The organism is Prevotella sp. Rep29 (genome assembly GCF_019551475.1).
In the GTDB taxonomy this organism is placed as follows: Bacteria; Bacteroidota; Bacteroidia; order Bacteroidales; family Bacteroidaceae; genus Prevotella.
Window position 1 is genome coordinate 1,446,370 of sequence record NZ_CP047159.1, and the last position, 14,860, is coordinate 1,461,229.

14 protein-coding genes are annotated in these 14,860 nt (G+C 46.0%); 4 read left to right on the plus strand and 10 right to left on the minus strand.

Annotated features, from left to right (window positions below; genetic code table 11):
* Positions 1 to 128: 128 nt before the first annotated feature.
* The 10 genes from hisS to GRF55_RS06190 all read right to left on the minus strand — a co-directional run bounded on the left by hisS (position 129) and on the right by GRF55_RS06190 (position 9,117).
* Positions 129 to 1,490 carry a histidine--tRNA ligase gene (gene hisS, locus GRF55_RS06145; protein ID WP_220367583.1) on the minus strand — a complete coding sequence of 454 codons (1,362 nt, stop codon included), beginning with the start codon at positions 1,488 to 1,490 and terminating at the stop codon, positions 129 to 131.
* Between the two features lie 6 nt (positions 1,491 to 1,496).
* Positions 1,497 to 2,768 (minus strand): adenylosuccinate synthase, encoded by a 1,272-nt coding sequence (locus GRF55_RS06150; RefSeq protein WP_220367584.1) that lies wholly within the window; start codon positions 2,766 to 2,768, stop codon positions 1,497 to 1,499.
* Between the two features lie 6 nt (positions 2,769 to 2,774).
* Positions 2,775 to 3,257: a Fur family transcriptional regulator gene (locus GRF55_RS06155; RefSeq protein ID WP_220367585.1), complete on the minus strand. Its 483-nt coding sequence runs from the start codon at positions 3,255 to 3,257 to the stop codon at positions 2,775 to 2,777.
* Positions 3,258 to 3,433: 176 nt separating this feature from the next.
* Positions 3,434 to 4,054, minus strand: coding sequence for a DNA alkylation repair protein (locus tag GRF55_RS06160; protein WP_220367586.1), 621 nt, complete (start codon positions 4,052 to 4,054; stop codon positions 3,434 to 3,436).
* On the minus strand, positions 4,051 to 6,003 hold the full coding sequence (locus tag GRF55_RS06165; protein WP_220367587.1) for a dipeptidyl peptidase 3: 1,953 nt from the start codon (positions 6,001 to 6,003) through the stop codon (positions 4,051 to 4,053). The genes GRF55_RS06160 and GRF55_RS06165 overlap by 4 nt, the downstream gene beginning before the upstream one ends.
* A 6-nt stretch (positions 6,004 to 6,009) precedes the next feature.
* Positions 6,010 to 6,486: an AraC family transcriptional regulator gene (locus GRF55_RS06170; protein ID WP_220369641.1), complete on the minus strand. Its 477-nt coding sequence runs from the start codon at positions 6,484 to 6,486 to the stop codon at positions 6,010 to 6,012.
* A 180-nt stretch (positions 6,487 to 6,666) separates the two neighbouring features.
* Positions 6,667 to 7,233, minus strand: a complete 567-nt coding sequence (locus GRF55_RS06175) for a Maf-like protein (protein ID WP_220367588.1) — start codon at positions 7,231 to 7,233, stop codon at positions 6,667 to 6,669.
* Between the two features lie 31 nt (positions 7,234 to 7,264).
* Positions 7,265 to 7,783, minus strand: coding sequence for an HAD family hydrolase (locus GRF55_RS06180; protein ID WP_220367589.1), 519 nt, complete (start codon positions 7,781 to 7,783; stop codon positions 7,265 to 7,267).
* A gap of 22 nt (positions 7,784 to 7,805) precedes the next feature.
* On the minus strand, positions 7,806 to 8,591 hold the full coding sequence (locus GRF55_RS06185; RefSeq protein WP_220367590.1) for a Rossmann-like and DUF2520 domain-containing protein: 786 nt from the start codon (positions 8,589 to 8,591) through the stop codon (positions 7,806 to 7,808).
* A 1-nt stretch (position 8,592) separates the two neighbouring features.
* Complete coding sequence (locus GRF55_RS06190; protein WP_220367591.1) at positions 8,593 to 9,117, minus strand: nitroreductase family protein; 525 nt, start codon at positions 9,115 to 9,117, stop codon at positions 8,593 to 8,595.
* A 238-nt stretch (positions 9,118 to 9,355) separates the two neighbouring features.
* On the opposite strand from GRF55_RS06190, the gene GRF55_RS06195 reads away from it, so the two are divergent.
* The 4 genes from GRF55_RS06195 to mce all read left to right on the plus strand — a co-directional run bounded on the left by GRF55_RS06195 (position 9,356) and on the right by mce (position 14,835).
* Positions 9,356 to 10,324, plus strand: a complete 969-nt coding sequence (locus GRF55_RS06195) for a GNAT family N-acetyltransferase (RefSeq protein ID WP_255563730.1) — start codon at positions 9,356 to 9,358, stop codon at positions 10,322 to 10,324.
* Positions 10,325 to 10,742: 418 nt separating this feature from the next.
* Positions 10,743 to 13,127, plus strand: coding sequence for a carboxypeptidase-like regulatory domain-containing protein (locus tag GRF55_RS06200; protein WP_220367593.1), 2,385 nt, complete (start codon positions 10,743 to 10,745; stop codon positions 13,125 to 13,127).
* Between the two features lie 264 nt (positions 13,128 to 13,391).
* Positions 13,392 to 13,880: a hypothetical protein gene (locus tag GRF55_RS06205; protein WP_220367594.1), complete on the plus strand. Its 489-nt coding sequence runs from the start codon at positions 13,392 to 13,394 to the stop codon at positions 13,878 to 13,880.
* Between the two features lie 550 nt (positions 13,881 to 14,430).
* Positions 14,431 to 14,835, plus strand: a complete 405-nt coding sequence (gene mce / locus GRF55_RS06210) for a methylmalonyl-CoA epimerase (RefSeq protein WP_220367595.1) — start codon at positions 14,431 to 14,433, stop codon at positions 14,833 to 14,835.
* Positions 14,836 to 14,860 lie beyond the last annotated feature (25 nt).

Sequence of the window (14,860 nt, forward strand, 5' to 3'; positions counted from 1 at the left end):
CTTATCTTTGAACAGCGTTAAGGTGGGTCAAAACATTTGCGCCACACCCGAAATAACTAATTCCGCTGCAAAGATAAGGAAAATATTTTTATCCTCCAAACAAATTTGTAATTATTTCAATATTAAATTTAATATTTTAATTTCTCAATCAACTCTTTAACCGTCAGTAATTCTTGAACTCCACTCTGCATATCTTTGAGTGTCAGTTTGTTTTGCGCCATCTCGGTTTCTCCTGCTAACGCAACGAACGGGATATTCTTGGCATTGGCATAAGCCATTTGTTTTTTCATTTTCACGCTGTCCGGAAAGATTTCTGTTTTAATTCCGGCTTCCCTGCATCGTCTGGCGATTGGCATGCAATAGTTCATTTCGCAATCTCCGAAATTGATAAAGAGCAACTGTGTCGTGTTGACCGCCTCCTTCGGATAAAGGTCGAGCGTGTTGAGCACATCGAATATGCGGTCGGCACCAAACGAGATTCCCACGCCGCTCAGTCCCGGCATGCCGAAGATACCCGTGAGGTTGTCGTAGCGTCCGCCGCCCGTGATGCTGCCAATCTGCACGTCAAGCGCCTTCACTTCGAAGATGGCGCCGGTGTAATAGTTCAGACCTCGCGCAAGTGTCAGGTCGAGTTGCATCTCATTCGTCAGATTGCAGTTTTTCAGTGCATCGAGAATGAAGCGAGTTTCCTCCACTCCTTTCATTCCGGTTTCCGACTCGCTCAGAACCTGCGCGATGGTTTCAAGTTTCTCGTCGTTGGTTCCTGAGAGCGAGATGATGGGCTGCAGTTTGCTCATTGCGTCTTCATCCAAGCCGCATGCAGCCAATTCCTTGTTCACTCCTTCGATTCCTATCTTGTCGAGTTTGTCAATGGCTACGGTGATATCCACGATTTTGTCTCCCGCACCGATTGTCTCAGCTATACCTGAGAGAATCTTGCGGTTGTTGATTTTAATCTGGACGCGTATTCCGAAACGGGTGAACACGGTATCGATTATCTGCATGAGTTCCACTTCGTTGAGGAGCGAGTCGGAACCAACCACATCGGCATCACACTGATAGAACTCACGATAGCGTCCGCGCTGCGGGCGGTCAGCACGCCATACGGGCTGTATCTGATAGCGCTTGAAAGGCAGTTGTATTTCTTCGCGATGCTGTACGACATAGCGTGCGAAGGGCACGGTCAGGTCGTAGCGGAGTCCTTTCTCGCAGATTTTTGCTGCGAGATGTGCAGGATTGCGCTGGAGCAGTTCCTCGTCGGTCACATTGCACAGGCAGTCGCCGGAGTTGAGTACCTTAAAGAGCAGTTTGTCGCCTTCCTCTCCGTATTTTCCCATCAGCGTCTGGAGCGTCTCCATCGCCGGAGTCTCAATCTGCTGGTATCCGTAGAGCGCATACACCTCACGGATTGTATCGAAAATATAATTTCTCTTCGCCATTTCTACGGGCGAAAAATCTCTCGTTCCCTTTGGAATACTTGGTTTTGCCATGGTCTGTTAACGTATAATCTTTTGTTTTCTGTCTGGTCCTGTTGAAATCATCGTGATGGGAGTCTCGAGCTGCTCTTCCAGGAAAGCAACATAATCCCGGAATGCCTGTGGCAACTGGGCTTCCTCTGTGATTTGCGTCATATCGGTCTTCCAACCTTTCAGCTCCTGATAGACGGGTTCAACGCCCTCAACATCGAACGGATATTCATTGATGACTGTTCCGTCTTTCAACTTATATGCCACACACGCCTTGACCGTTTCGAAGGTGTCGAGCACATCGCTCTTCATCATGATGAGATTGGTTACCCCATTCACCATGACGGCATAGCGGAGAGCAACGAGGTCTATCCATCCGCAGCGGCGTTCGCGCCCGGTGACAGCGCCGAATTCATGACCGAGCTGACGAATCTGCGCACCCGTCTCATCAAAGAGTTCTGTCGGGAAGGGACCCGCCCCCACTCGTGTGCAATAGGCTTTCATGATGCCAAACACCCTGCCGATTCGATTGGGAGCAATGCCTAAGCCCGTACATGCACCGGCACAGACGGTATTGGACGATGTCACAAAAGGATAACTGCCGAAGTCAACGTCGAGCATGGTGCCTTGAGCACCCTCACACAACACTGACTTTCCTTCTTTCAGCAGGCGATTGATTTCATGTTCGCTGTCAACAATGGTATATTGTTTAAGATAGTCTATTCCCTCCATCCACTTGCGCTCTGTCTCGCCGAGTTCATAATCGGTGTAGTTCAGGGCTCTGAGCATCTGCTCGTGACGCGCCTTGAGCGCAGCGTATTTTTCCTCAAATCCATCGAAGATATCACCGACGCGCAACCCGTAGCGCGATATTTTGTCGGTATAGGTCGGACCGATTCCCTTTCCTGTCGTGCCCACTTTTCCTGCCCCTTTTGCCGCCTCGTTGGCTGCATCCAGCAGGCGATGGGTTGGCATGATGAGGTGTGCCTTCCGAGAGATATGCAGACGCGACTTCAAGTTGTGCCCGCTGCGCTCCAGGTCTTTTGCCTCATCCATGAACAAATCGGGAGCCAGCACTACCCCATTGCCGACAATGTTGACCTTGTCGCCTTGGAAGATACCGGAAGGTATGCTACGCAACACGTATTTCTGACCTTCGAACTCCAACGTATGACCGGCGTTCGGACCGCCCTGGAAGCGTGCAACCACGTCATACTGAGGCGTCAACACATCGACCACCTTTCCCTTTCCTTCATCGCCCCACTGCAAACCCAGCAGGACATCTACCTTTCCTGTATTCATTGTGTATTATTTCTTAATTTTCCTGTTCTTTTTGTCCCGACGCCGGGTTATGCGACCTTGACAACTACTGCAGATGCCATAGGCATAGATGGAGATATAATCCCTGTGGAAGCGCTTCAACTTGGTCTCTTCAAGTGCCTCGAACACTTTCGGTGCATCCACGTCTTTTATCCTGCCACACTCCGAACATATCTGCTGGAAACGCGGATGGGGCTGCAAAGCCGCCGAATAACGGGTGTTATTGTGAATGCTGTGGCGAACCACGAGATGCAGGTCGAGAAACAACCGAATGCTATTGTAGAGCGTGGCACGGCTCACACGAAACCGCTTACGCTCAAGCAAGTTCCCCAACTCATCGATTGAGAACTCACCATCCATGTCGTATATTGCATTCAACACGGCAAAACGCTCGGGAGTCCGCCGGTGCTTGGTCGCAGCCAGATAGCCGGAGAGAATCTCTTTCGCTCGCCTTTTTTCACGCTCTTCCATACTTCAGACAAAGCCAATAGTCGCACAAAGTTACGAATTTTTTCAGACAGACAGCGTGTTTTGTTTAGAAAAAATAAAGATAATGGTGATTTTTGCTTTTCAAAAATGATAAAAAGCAGATTGAGATGATTTACGAGACACTCGCAAACGGAGAGGCTCACATTCCACAAAGATGGTCAGAACAGCGAGAATCCAGACGCCTTCAAAGCACCGGTCACAATCTTTTCGTACTCCTCGCCCAGCTCCGAGAAGCGTCTTATGGCTGTCGTTGCAGCCCGACTGACAGAAGGCACATTGCTCTGCAACGCCGCCAGCGCCTGGTCAAGAAATTCGTTGATTCCCCGGTCGTCAGGTTCTTCCATCCGCATAAACAACCGCGCAAGTATCATATAGCCGCACACTTGCTCTAATTCCTTTTCAGAAGCTATCCAACGGTATGCAAGAAGGGGTGCATCTTCGATGTATTGAAACAGATTAAAAGCTGCGAGCTCTGCCATCTCTACCGTTGGCATTTGTTCCATCCACAAGGTAGCAAGGTCGAGATACATGTCTTCTGCAGGCATGATGAGTGTAGCCAAGATTTTGCATTCGCGGATGTTTTCCTTCCATAATTCCGTCGCCAACTCAGCATCTTTTCCATATTCTGATGCCATCCGATTGAGATCTAACAGAGAAACTCCCCAGTTAATCTTGTAATTCGTCCCTTTCTCACGCATGGATTGCGCCGTCACACCATTCATGCACGAACGGAACGACTGCTTAATCTGCCGCAGTTTGTCATGAGTTTCCTGTTTCATAGCGTTGCATATTGTTTTGAATACCTGAGCATCTGTGCAGTATAGCTTTCAGAATAGTCCACCTTGACATCGGTTATCTCCCCCACATTATTATATATAGGTGTCAGAACCGGATTGATAAAACCTTTATAAGGTGCCAAATGCAGCTTTTCATAACGCGCAAGAACTTCCTGATGCAATGTGTGGTCAACCTTCACTCCATAGGTTTCCACCAGTTCGCGCGCAGCATCATAATCGCCTTCGCTCTTGATGCGCTGCACCTCAGCCAGCAGTTTGGCAACCAGGCTTCGCAGATGCCGGTAGTCGGAGATGCGAACATAAGTTTTGTCATTGACCTTTTCCATGCTGACAGCACCGTCAGCATGGTGCATAATCCAACGCGCAATCAACGCCCTGTTGCGCATGTGCGCCTCTTCGATTTGCTTACCTGGCTGAATGCGTGTCAGTTGCGTCATCAAACCATTCATCATGTAGGTGTAATACTGGGCGTGATGGGCATCGCCATTTGGCAACAATCCGAGTTCTACCAATTTGGAATCCGCAATATAATACAAGCCAAAAAGGTCGGCACGCGCCTCCTCGATGGTATTCCCATAGGCTTTCAGTGCATCAGGGTCTGTATCAGGAAGAAGCTGTCCGCTGCCGTGTCCAAGACACTCATGCAAATCAGTATGGAGCTGGTCGCACTGATCACCATAGAGGTTAATCATGTCCCTCATCTGCTGGTCAATTACGAACTCTTCATAAAACCCATTCCCGTGTGCAGCTTTCGCATAAGCATCGGTAATGTTGGTAATGGTCACACTCTTGCTACCGTGTTGTGCACGAATCCACTCCGCATTCGGGAGATTGATGCCGATGGCTGTGAAAGGATATTCGTCGCCTCCGAGCATGGCAGCACATACAGCGCTGGCAGTAACGCCCCGCACTGTTTTTTTCTTAAAGCGTGCATCAACTGGGGAATGGTCTTCAAACCATTGTGCGTTTTGACTGATTGCCTGTGTCCGCTTAGAAGCGATGGCATCTCGATACTCCACGATGCCTTCCCATGAGGCTTTCAGCCCCAGCGGGTCTCCATAGACTTCAATGAATCCGTTGATGAAATCTATTTCGCCACGATTCTCATGCACCCATTCGATAGAGAACTCGTCAAACAGGTGCAAATCACCGGTTTCGTAATAGTCAATAAGCAACCGTATCAATTTTTTCTGCTGGTCGTTCTCTGCAAAATCGGATGCTTTCTCAAGACATGAAATGATTTTCCGAATGGCAGCGCCGTACAGACCATCCGCCTTCCAAACCACTTCCCGGAGGACATTGTCCTGCTTTATCAGTTTCGAGTTCAATCCCCATGAAGGCATCCCTTCAGCACCGTCTTTTTTCTTCTCAGAATAATATTGTTCAACCTCTTTCTGAGTGACGTTTTCATAATAGTTGCATGCTGACGTCAGCACCAAATCTTCGCCATCAGCCTGATTGACACGCTTCGGGAAAAGCGAGTGATCGAAAATAACGGGAAATATCTCCTCACAAAATTCCTGCAGTGTTTGCCCCTCAGCCAGCGGCAAGGAATTGACATCTGTTGCATTCAGTGCTTTTTCGAGAAACTCAGGTGTGAATGCCGGCAGTATTTTCTCATATCCATAATGATGGTAGATGCCACTGGAAAACCATACTTGTTTCAGGTATGTCTCAAATGCCTTTGACTCATCGCGGCTGCCGGAGAATGTTTGCGCACGAAACAGCGCCTCCAGCATTTTTCTGATGCGGAGATTATATTTACCAAATTGGTCAAAAACGATATCACGCCCATAGAGGGTGGCTTCCGAAAGATAGTAAATGTATATTTTCTGCCGTAAGGTTAACTCATCGAAACCATTCAGCCGATAACGCAACATTTGAATATCGGCGAAACGCTCATCTGTATATACAAATCTATCTTCCTCCATTCTTGGTTATGACACACTTCCATCCCCAGGGACAGGCTCATCTCCTAAAGGCGGAGTGGACTCTTTCAGCAACTCCAACTCAGTGATTTTGTAATCCCTTGGCGACATTTGATTGATTTTATAGAAAGCGGCATAAAAAGACTGTCTGTTGGAAAAGCCCACCATGCTGCTTATTTCTTCCATGCTATAGCTTTTATAGCGAGGATTTTTCAACATAGCCATTGCCTCTTTGATTCGATATTTATTCACATACGAGGAGTAGTTCATCTGGAATTTCAGATTCACAACTGCCGAGATATAGCGAGTGTTGGTACTCAAGTCCGCTGCAAGCTGCCTTGCAGAATAGTCTTTGTCTTTATACTTCTTCTGCTTGACTATGATGTCAATGATTCTCTCCTTCAATTCGTTTGCTAACGCTGGAGAGAGCAAATGGCGGTATGCCGCATCTTTTTCCCTTTTTTCTCGAATATTATATTTTGTCATTTGAGCAAAATTATAGAATTTAGCACTAATAGGTTTATATTTCGCCCACAAATATAATATAATATTCATAAATATCAAAATTATCTGTGTATTTTTATAAAAAAATATGCATTTTTTTCGATATTCTTGTGTATAAATAGCCAAAACTGACATCTTTTTATGTATTTTTATACCATGACGCTACATTTTATGCAACTCCTGATAGATGCGTTGCACTGGCAAACCTACGACATTAAAATAACTTCCGGATATGGCTGTCACCCCGATATAGCCTATCCATTCCTGAATTCCATAGGCACCAGCTTTGTCAAATGGCTTATACTTATTTATATAATAATGTATATCCTCGTCGGAAAGTTCCTTGAACGTCACATCGGTTGTCACGGAAAATGAATGCTGCTTCTCTACAGTTGTAAGGCAAACGCCCGTAATCACCTGATGGGTTTTCCCACTAAGGAGCCTTAACATCCGGAAAGCATCCGACGCGTCCGCTGGCTTGCCCAGCACTTCGTCATTCAACACGACTACCGTATCTGCCGTTATGACCAACTCGTCAGACGCTAGCTTTCCTTCATAGACGGAAGCCTTCTCTTTTGCAATAAATACGGGAATTTCCGGTACAGGCAACGTTTCGGGATAGGTTTCACAAATCCCGGGAATGACTCTTATTTCGAAGTCGAGGTCCAGTCCTGCAAGAAGTTGTTTTCTTCTTGGAGAATTACTGGCTAAAATCAGTTTGTATTTCATCGTGTAAACTGCGTTTTAAGTGACGATACCATTACCATCCGAAAGCTCTCTCGTCGCTCAGCCACTTGCCCTGCACCCGCAGGACCTGTTCTATCACGTCACGACAACAGCCCTTGCCGCCTTCCTTCGCACTGACATAGATACTGACCGCCTTGATTTCCGGACAGGCATCAGCCGGGCAGCATGGACAGCCACACCGTTTCATGACCTCATAATCCGGTATGTCGTCACCCATGTAGATAATCTCCTCGTCAGACAAGCCGTATTTCTTCAGGAACTCGTCGTACACATTGACCTTCACGGCACATTTCATATAAATGTCGGTCACGCCGAGATATTCATAGCGTTTCTTGATGTTGGGAGCATATCCGCCTGTCAAAATCACGATGCGGAGTCCCATCTTCTGTGCCAGCTGTATCACGTAACCGTCTTTTATATTCACCGTTCTCAGCGGTTCGCCGTCAGAATCCATGCCGACTGTTTCCGAACTCAACACGCCATCCACATCGAGGATGACTGCTTTTATCTTGTTCAAATCGTAGTTAATCATATTTTCTATTTTGCTTTAAGTATTAAAAAGGAAGTTCATTGTCTTCATAAAAAAATTCATCAAGAATACTTTGGCTCATCCTTTCGTACAAGTCACGATTATTGCCATAAAGCATCTCCATGTGCTGCTCCATAATGTTTTCGTCATTCCGCACTGCCGGTCCTGTCTGCGCCTTTCTTGGTGACATATTGTGCACCTTTCGCGCCGTTTCGTCTATCAGTGGGAGCAGCAAATCAAAAGGCAGCTTTTGTTGCTTCAGGATATTTCCCGCAACAGTATAGCAATAATTGGTGAAATTGCAGGCAAAGACTGCTGCGAGATGTATCTGTTTGCGCTTCTCGGTAGAAACCTTCTTCACCCGGTTACTTATAGACAACGCCAAATCCTTCAGGACGGTTACGACTTGTGCGTTGGCACCTTCAATCAGGCAAGGTATCTGTTGAAAATCGACTTCCTGGGATTTTGAGAATGTCTGCAGCGGATAGAATACGCCGTAGTTCTTTGCATGTCCCCTAAATATACTCATGGGAAGACTGCCTGAGGTGTGGACGAAGAGGCGACTCTCACGCCCATGGCAAATCTGCGGGAGCAGTCCTTCCACCACGCTGTCTTTCAACGCAACGATATATATATCGGCATCATCGCACAGCAATTTCAGGTTGCGTATAGGCTTCCCGCCAATCTGTTTTGTAAGTTGTTTTGCCGTTTTTGACGTACTGAACACTTGCACAATCTCGTGACCGTTTCTGGAGAGTGCCTTTCCCAAATTCGTTGCCAGATTTCCGGCTCCAATCAAAACTATCCTCATATCAATATTCGGCTATATGAATGTTTTCCCATTTCAGTTCCTCCTCACTGTGTGGCGGAAGACTTTCTGTTTTATGTCCAAATCCGACGATGCACAACACCTGCATGTCTTCTGGTATGTTTAGGATTCCGCGTACAACGCGCTCACTCTCCGTCCCGTCGCTCAGACGCCTGCCCCGAATCTGTACCCAACACGAACCGAGTCCCAGTTCCTCCGCTTGATACTGCATAGAGACGGCGGCAATGGCGCCATCTTCTACCCAGCAATCGTTATGCAGGTTGTTCCCTAAGACGACCACTGCCAGTGCAACCTGACGGAGGAATGCCGAGCCATTCTCCTTTGCATCCGAGAGCTTCTCAAGCGTCTGCTTGTCATCCACGACGACAAACTGCCACGAGCGCATATTCCGCGAGGTGGGCGACATCAGTGCCGCACGAAGCAACAGCCGCACGTCGTCACCACTCACGTCTTCATCGGTAAACACACGACAGCTCCGGCGCTTTGACAATATCTCTTGATAATCCATATCGCTCTATTTTTCTACAAAGTTACGAAAAAATCGGGTAAGTGAGCAAAAAAGGAACAAGTTTCTTTTTGAGAACGGGAGATTTTTCTTCAATAAGCGAGAACAATACAAAATAAAAGGGGGGGATTTTTATTGTCGAGCGTGAGTAACTTATCTAAAGTTACGCTATTTTTGGAATATTCCACTTATTTATAGTGCTTTTTTTCAAAACATTTATTATTTTTGCAGTATGAAAAACATGCGGGTAAGTATCATCAGCCGAGCGGAGGAGTTGCCAGAAATGACTTGCAACGACTTCTTCCACAGCACGGAACTGTTTCAGATTCTGGCTGCTACTTCGGGCAACACACCTTATATGGTGGTCGTGACCGACGAGGACAATCGCGTGGTGGCACACCTGCTTGCAACTATCAGGCGCAGAGGAACTTTCATCTTCCCGTTTCTCTACACACAGGGCAGAATCTACGGAGAAGGCGAATACCTTCCCGACACCAACAAGGAAGAGCTGTTTGAGCTCATGCTGAACGCCGTCACTAAAAAGTTCGTGCGCAAACTATGTTTATATATCGAGTTCAGCAACCTGAGCTCAAAGATGTTCGGCTACAAATACTTCCGGAAACAGGAATACTTCCCCGTCAGATGGATGCAGATACACAACTCTCATCACAGCAAAGCACCGGAAGAAAGAATCAGCGAAAAGATGATGCAGCGAATCAGAAACGCATATAAGAACGGCGTAGAGACATTGCTCGCATCGACCGAAGCGGAGATTGACGGTTTTTACAAAATGCTGCGCAACTACTATCGGTTGAAGCCGCAGCGTTTTATTCCCAAGAAACAGTTCTTTCAGGGAATCAGCAATTCACCCGACGGAGAAATCTATATCACCCGATATAAAAACAAAATCATCGGTGGCTGCGCCATCGTCTATACCAAAGGCGACGCCTTCCTATGGTATATCGCCGCACAGCGAAAGTCGCACGCGTTGGTCCATCCCAACATCGTGACCGTATGGAACGCCCTCCAAGCCACTTACGAGAAACAAGCCCAACATCTCCATTTCATGAACGTAGGACTCCCCTTCCGTAAAAATATCTATCGCGACTTCATCCTCAAATTCGGTGGAAAGCCAGCCAGTTCATATCGGTGGTTCCACGCCTCCATCGGATGGATTAACAAGTTGCTCAAATGGATTTACAGGGAATAACGTGATAACGGTATCACGAAATAACGACATAACGAAAAAAAACAACAAAAAGAGTAAACGGCGGCTTGCCGTTTTTGTATATTTATACAACAGTAAGACGATTTAAAGGCGCTTTGTAAACTCCTGAATTTCAACGTATTAGGAATGGCTTTCCAAAAGTGCCACTTTCGCACTCCAAAAGTGGCACTTTCAGGAGCTGAAAGGGGAACTTTTGCAAGCTAAAAGTGGCACTTTTGGAAAGCGAAAGTTCAACTGTATATTTATACGTCCTTTTCCGTATGTTTATGCAGGTGTATTTGGGACGGTTCTTTTCATCAAATTCACATAGGGAATAGAATAATGGTATATGCTCCGGACTTTTGCAGACATATCACGCCCACGCATACAATATTAGACGTTTTTTCTCGTTATATTGCTAATGAGACGGAAAATAACATATCTGACTATATTCTTCTTGACTTTTCTTTGCAGTATCAGTCAACTCCATGCACAGTCGTTCACTTTGCAAGGAAAAGTGTCTGACGAAGACATGAACCCCATTGAGTTAGCGACGGTGGCGGTAGTAAAGCAGGGAAAGGTAGCAATGACCAATCTGAAGGGAGAGTTCAACATGACACTTTCTTCTGACGATAGCGTCGTGGTCAGGTTTTCCATGGTCGGATATAAGACCAAGACCCGTGTGCTGCGCCGCCCGAAAGGCAAACAGACGCTGCAGATACAGCTCTTCAGCGACAACGAACTGGAAGAGGTGACCGTCGTTCAAAGACGGAGACAAACAGGACAGACGCAAACCATTGACACCAAGGACATCAAGACCATGCCCTCGGCAAGCGGCAACGCCGTTGAGGATGCCATCAAGCTGCAAGCCGGCGTGTCGTCGCGTGACGAACTGTCTTCACAATACAACGTCAGAGGCGGTTCGTTCGACGAGAACAGCGTATATATAAATAATGTGGAAGTCTATCGCCCGTTCCTAGTGCGCAGCGGACAACAGGAAGGACTGTCTATCATCAACTCCGACATGGTGGAAAAAGTGGAGTTCTCGACAGGAGGATTCGAAGCCAAATACGGCGACAAGATGTCGTCGGCACTCGACATCACATACAAACGCCCCAAGAAATTTGAAGCATCAGTAAGTGCAAGCCTGCTCGGTGCCAGCGCATACATCGGACTGGGCAGCAAAAAGTTCACATGGACGAACGGCATACGCTACAAAACCAACCGCTACCTGCTTGGAACGCTCGAGACGAAAGGAGAATACAACCCCAGCTTCCTTGACTATCAGACCTACCTGAGTTACTCTCCCAACAAGCGGTGGACGATAGACCTCATAGGAAACATTTCCGAAAACCGCTATAACTTTGAACCGGAAGACAGAGAGACAAAATTCGGTACGCTCGAGAACGTAAAGGCATTCAAAGTGTATTTCGACGGACAGGAAAAAGACCTTTTCCGCACCTATTTCGGAACATTCAGCATCACTCGCCACTTCACGGAAAAGACCTCACTCGCACTCCTCTTCTCTGCATTCTACACCAAAGAGCAAGAGCGCTACGACATACAAGGACAGTATTGGTTGACACAGACGGAAACGAGCGAGAACCTCGGTGTCGGGACCTACATGGAACATGCCCGCAACTATCTGACAGCCAACGTGGAGACGTTCAAACTCCGATTCAGTCACAAGACAAAAAAACATGAGATACTCGCCGGTGCGTCCTACCGGATGGAAAACATCAAGGAGAACAGCCGTGAATATGAAATGCGCGACTCTGCAGGCTACAGCATTCCGCACACAGGAAAAGACCTGAAGATGATTTATTCGCTTAGCGCACGAAACCAACTGAAAGCCAACCGCATAGAAGCTTACCTGCAAGACACGTGGCGCTTCACAAGTCCGGGAGAGCATACGTTCTTCACGCTCAACTACGGCGTCCGCTTCAGCTATTGGGACTTCAACAAGGAGTCCATCGTGAGCCCGAGAGTGTCGCTCAGCATCGTTCCGGCATTCAACCACGACATCACCTTCCGCTTTGCTACCGGACTCTACTATCAGGCACCATTCTTCAAAGAACTGCGTGACACCGCAACGGTGGACGGCATGACATACGCCACACTGAACGAGAAAATCAAGAGCCAACGCTCTATCCATGCCATTGCAGCTTTCGACTATCGCTTCAAAATGAAGCAACGCCAATACCGGTTCTCTGCAGAGGCTTACTACAAGGCGATGTCCAACCTCGTTCCCTACTCTGTGAATAACCTGAAAGTCACCTATTCGGGCAACAACTCCGCAAGCGGATATGCCATGGGACTCGACATGAAACTCTATGGAGAATTTGTTCCCGGCACCGACTCATGGCTCAGCCTGTCGCTCATGAAGACCCAGATGAAACTCAACGGCAGGACCATCCCGCTGCCTACCGACCAGCGCTATGCCGTCAACCTCTTCTTTACAGACTATTTCCCGGGAACGGAAAGATGGAAGATGTCGCTCAAACTTATCTTCGCCGACGGACTCCCCTTCTCCGCCCCACACAGAGAACTCGAACGGAGCTCTTTCCGCTCAACAGCCTATAAGCGTGCCGACATCGGAATGAGTTACCGACTGCTGGAAAATGAAAACAAGACAAAGAAAAGCATCTTTAAGAATATCTGGTTAGGGGTGGACTGCCTGAACCTGTTCGGCATCAACAACGTCAATTCATACTATTGGATTACAGACATCACCAACCAGCAATATGCCGTCCCCAACTATCTGACAGGACGCCAAATCAACGGACGCATACTCTTTGAGTTCTAAATCAACACACATTTCAAAAGTTGAGCACTTATCGGGCAATCTAAATTAGTTTGCCCGATAAGTGTTTATTCTTTTTCTGCAAACAGGCAACTTGGGAGAATGAATTTACAAATGGTTATCAATCCACAAATTATTATCCGGTTTAATAAAAATATATTGTGTCTCGTTTTCTCACTATTTTTTTGTATATTTGCAACACATAAAAAAGATGTTCGTTCGGATATACCATCCGAACGGGTAATTTTGTAAAAGAAAGAAATTATTATGAAGATTTTGTCGATTATTACAAGTGGTGGTAGGCTTTTTATGGTTTTTACCCTATTATTGATAATGTGTTTCATGTCATGTGATTATTCACAGAGGTTGTTGATTAACGCAAAGCCTGATTTTATTTCATATCTCATGGATGAAAATAACATACGTATAGCTGCTAGCACATTTAGACGTGATTATTTTCTTATTATAAGGTCAGATAGTGCGTTAAACGCTCAACCAAATTCGTTTCAATATGAATTTGATGCAGATGTCGTTTTTGAAAACATTTTATTCTATAATAATAAAAAAAGATATAATAAAAAAGATGTTTATTGTTATGACGTTATTTTCCAAACAGCTCCAGTTCTTTTTCATGCTACAACATTAAAAATCATTCCAAATGATTATATTCAATACAAAGGGAAAAGAGTTATTGATGATACGCTTTACATCAACTTAAACGCAAATGAATACAAGAAATTAAAAAATATGCGATGAACCGCTTTTTCTTCCATATCGCCCTCTTGCTATGCACCTTACAGGTGCATGGGAATACATGGTCTTCTCCGCTCGTCCGGATATGCTATCCGAACGGGCTTAATATCAGCATTTGCAATGCGACTTTATAAAATAAAACTCTTATTGCAGAATAGGAAAATTGATTCGATTATTCTTTTTATATTGTATGCCGATAATGGAACCCTTATTGTCCAATCTCGTACGAGTTTACACATCAAAGTCGTACGAGATTAGTATATAAAACTTCAACATCAGAATAACAAATGTGCAAGGTTTGACGATTAAACGGTCAAGATTGAGAAAATTGTTGTGGAACACTGCTGCTTTGAATATCGGACTTTTTTCGAATCGTTACCGTGTGTTTTTACAGGTTTGAAACCATAAAGCGGAAAGCTGGACTTTGTTGTTTTTCAAAAAAACGTAAGATGCGCATTTTCGAAACTAAAAAACCCTTAAATATTTTCGCCATTCAAATATAATTAGTACCTTTGCACGAGTATTTAAATCAATTTCAAAAAACTTATATCAAATGAAAATTTCACACATTGAACATTTAGGAATCGCAGTTCAAAGCATTGAAGAGGCACTCCCCTACTTCGAGAACGTTCTTGGACTGAAGTGTTATGCCGTAGAAGAAGTGGAAGACCAGAAGGTGAATACCGCTTTTCTCAAGTGCGGTGAAGTTAAACTTGAGCTCCTTGAGCCCACATCTCCTGAGAGTACCATTCAGAAATGGCTGGACAAAGGCAACAAGGGCGTTCACCACGTAGCATTCTGCATTGAGGATGGTGTGGCTAACGCGCTGGCTGAATGCGACGGCAAGGGTATTCGTCTCATCGACAAGGCTCCGCGCAAAGGTGCTGAGAACCTCAACATCGCATTCCTGCATCCGAAAGACACGTGCGGAATTTTGACAGAACTTTGCGAGCACTAATTCGCGAAAAGACACAGAGAACATT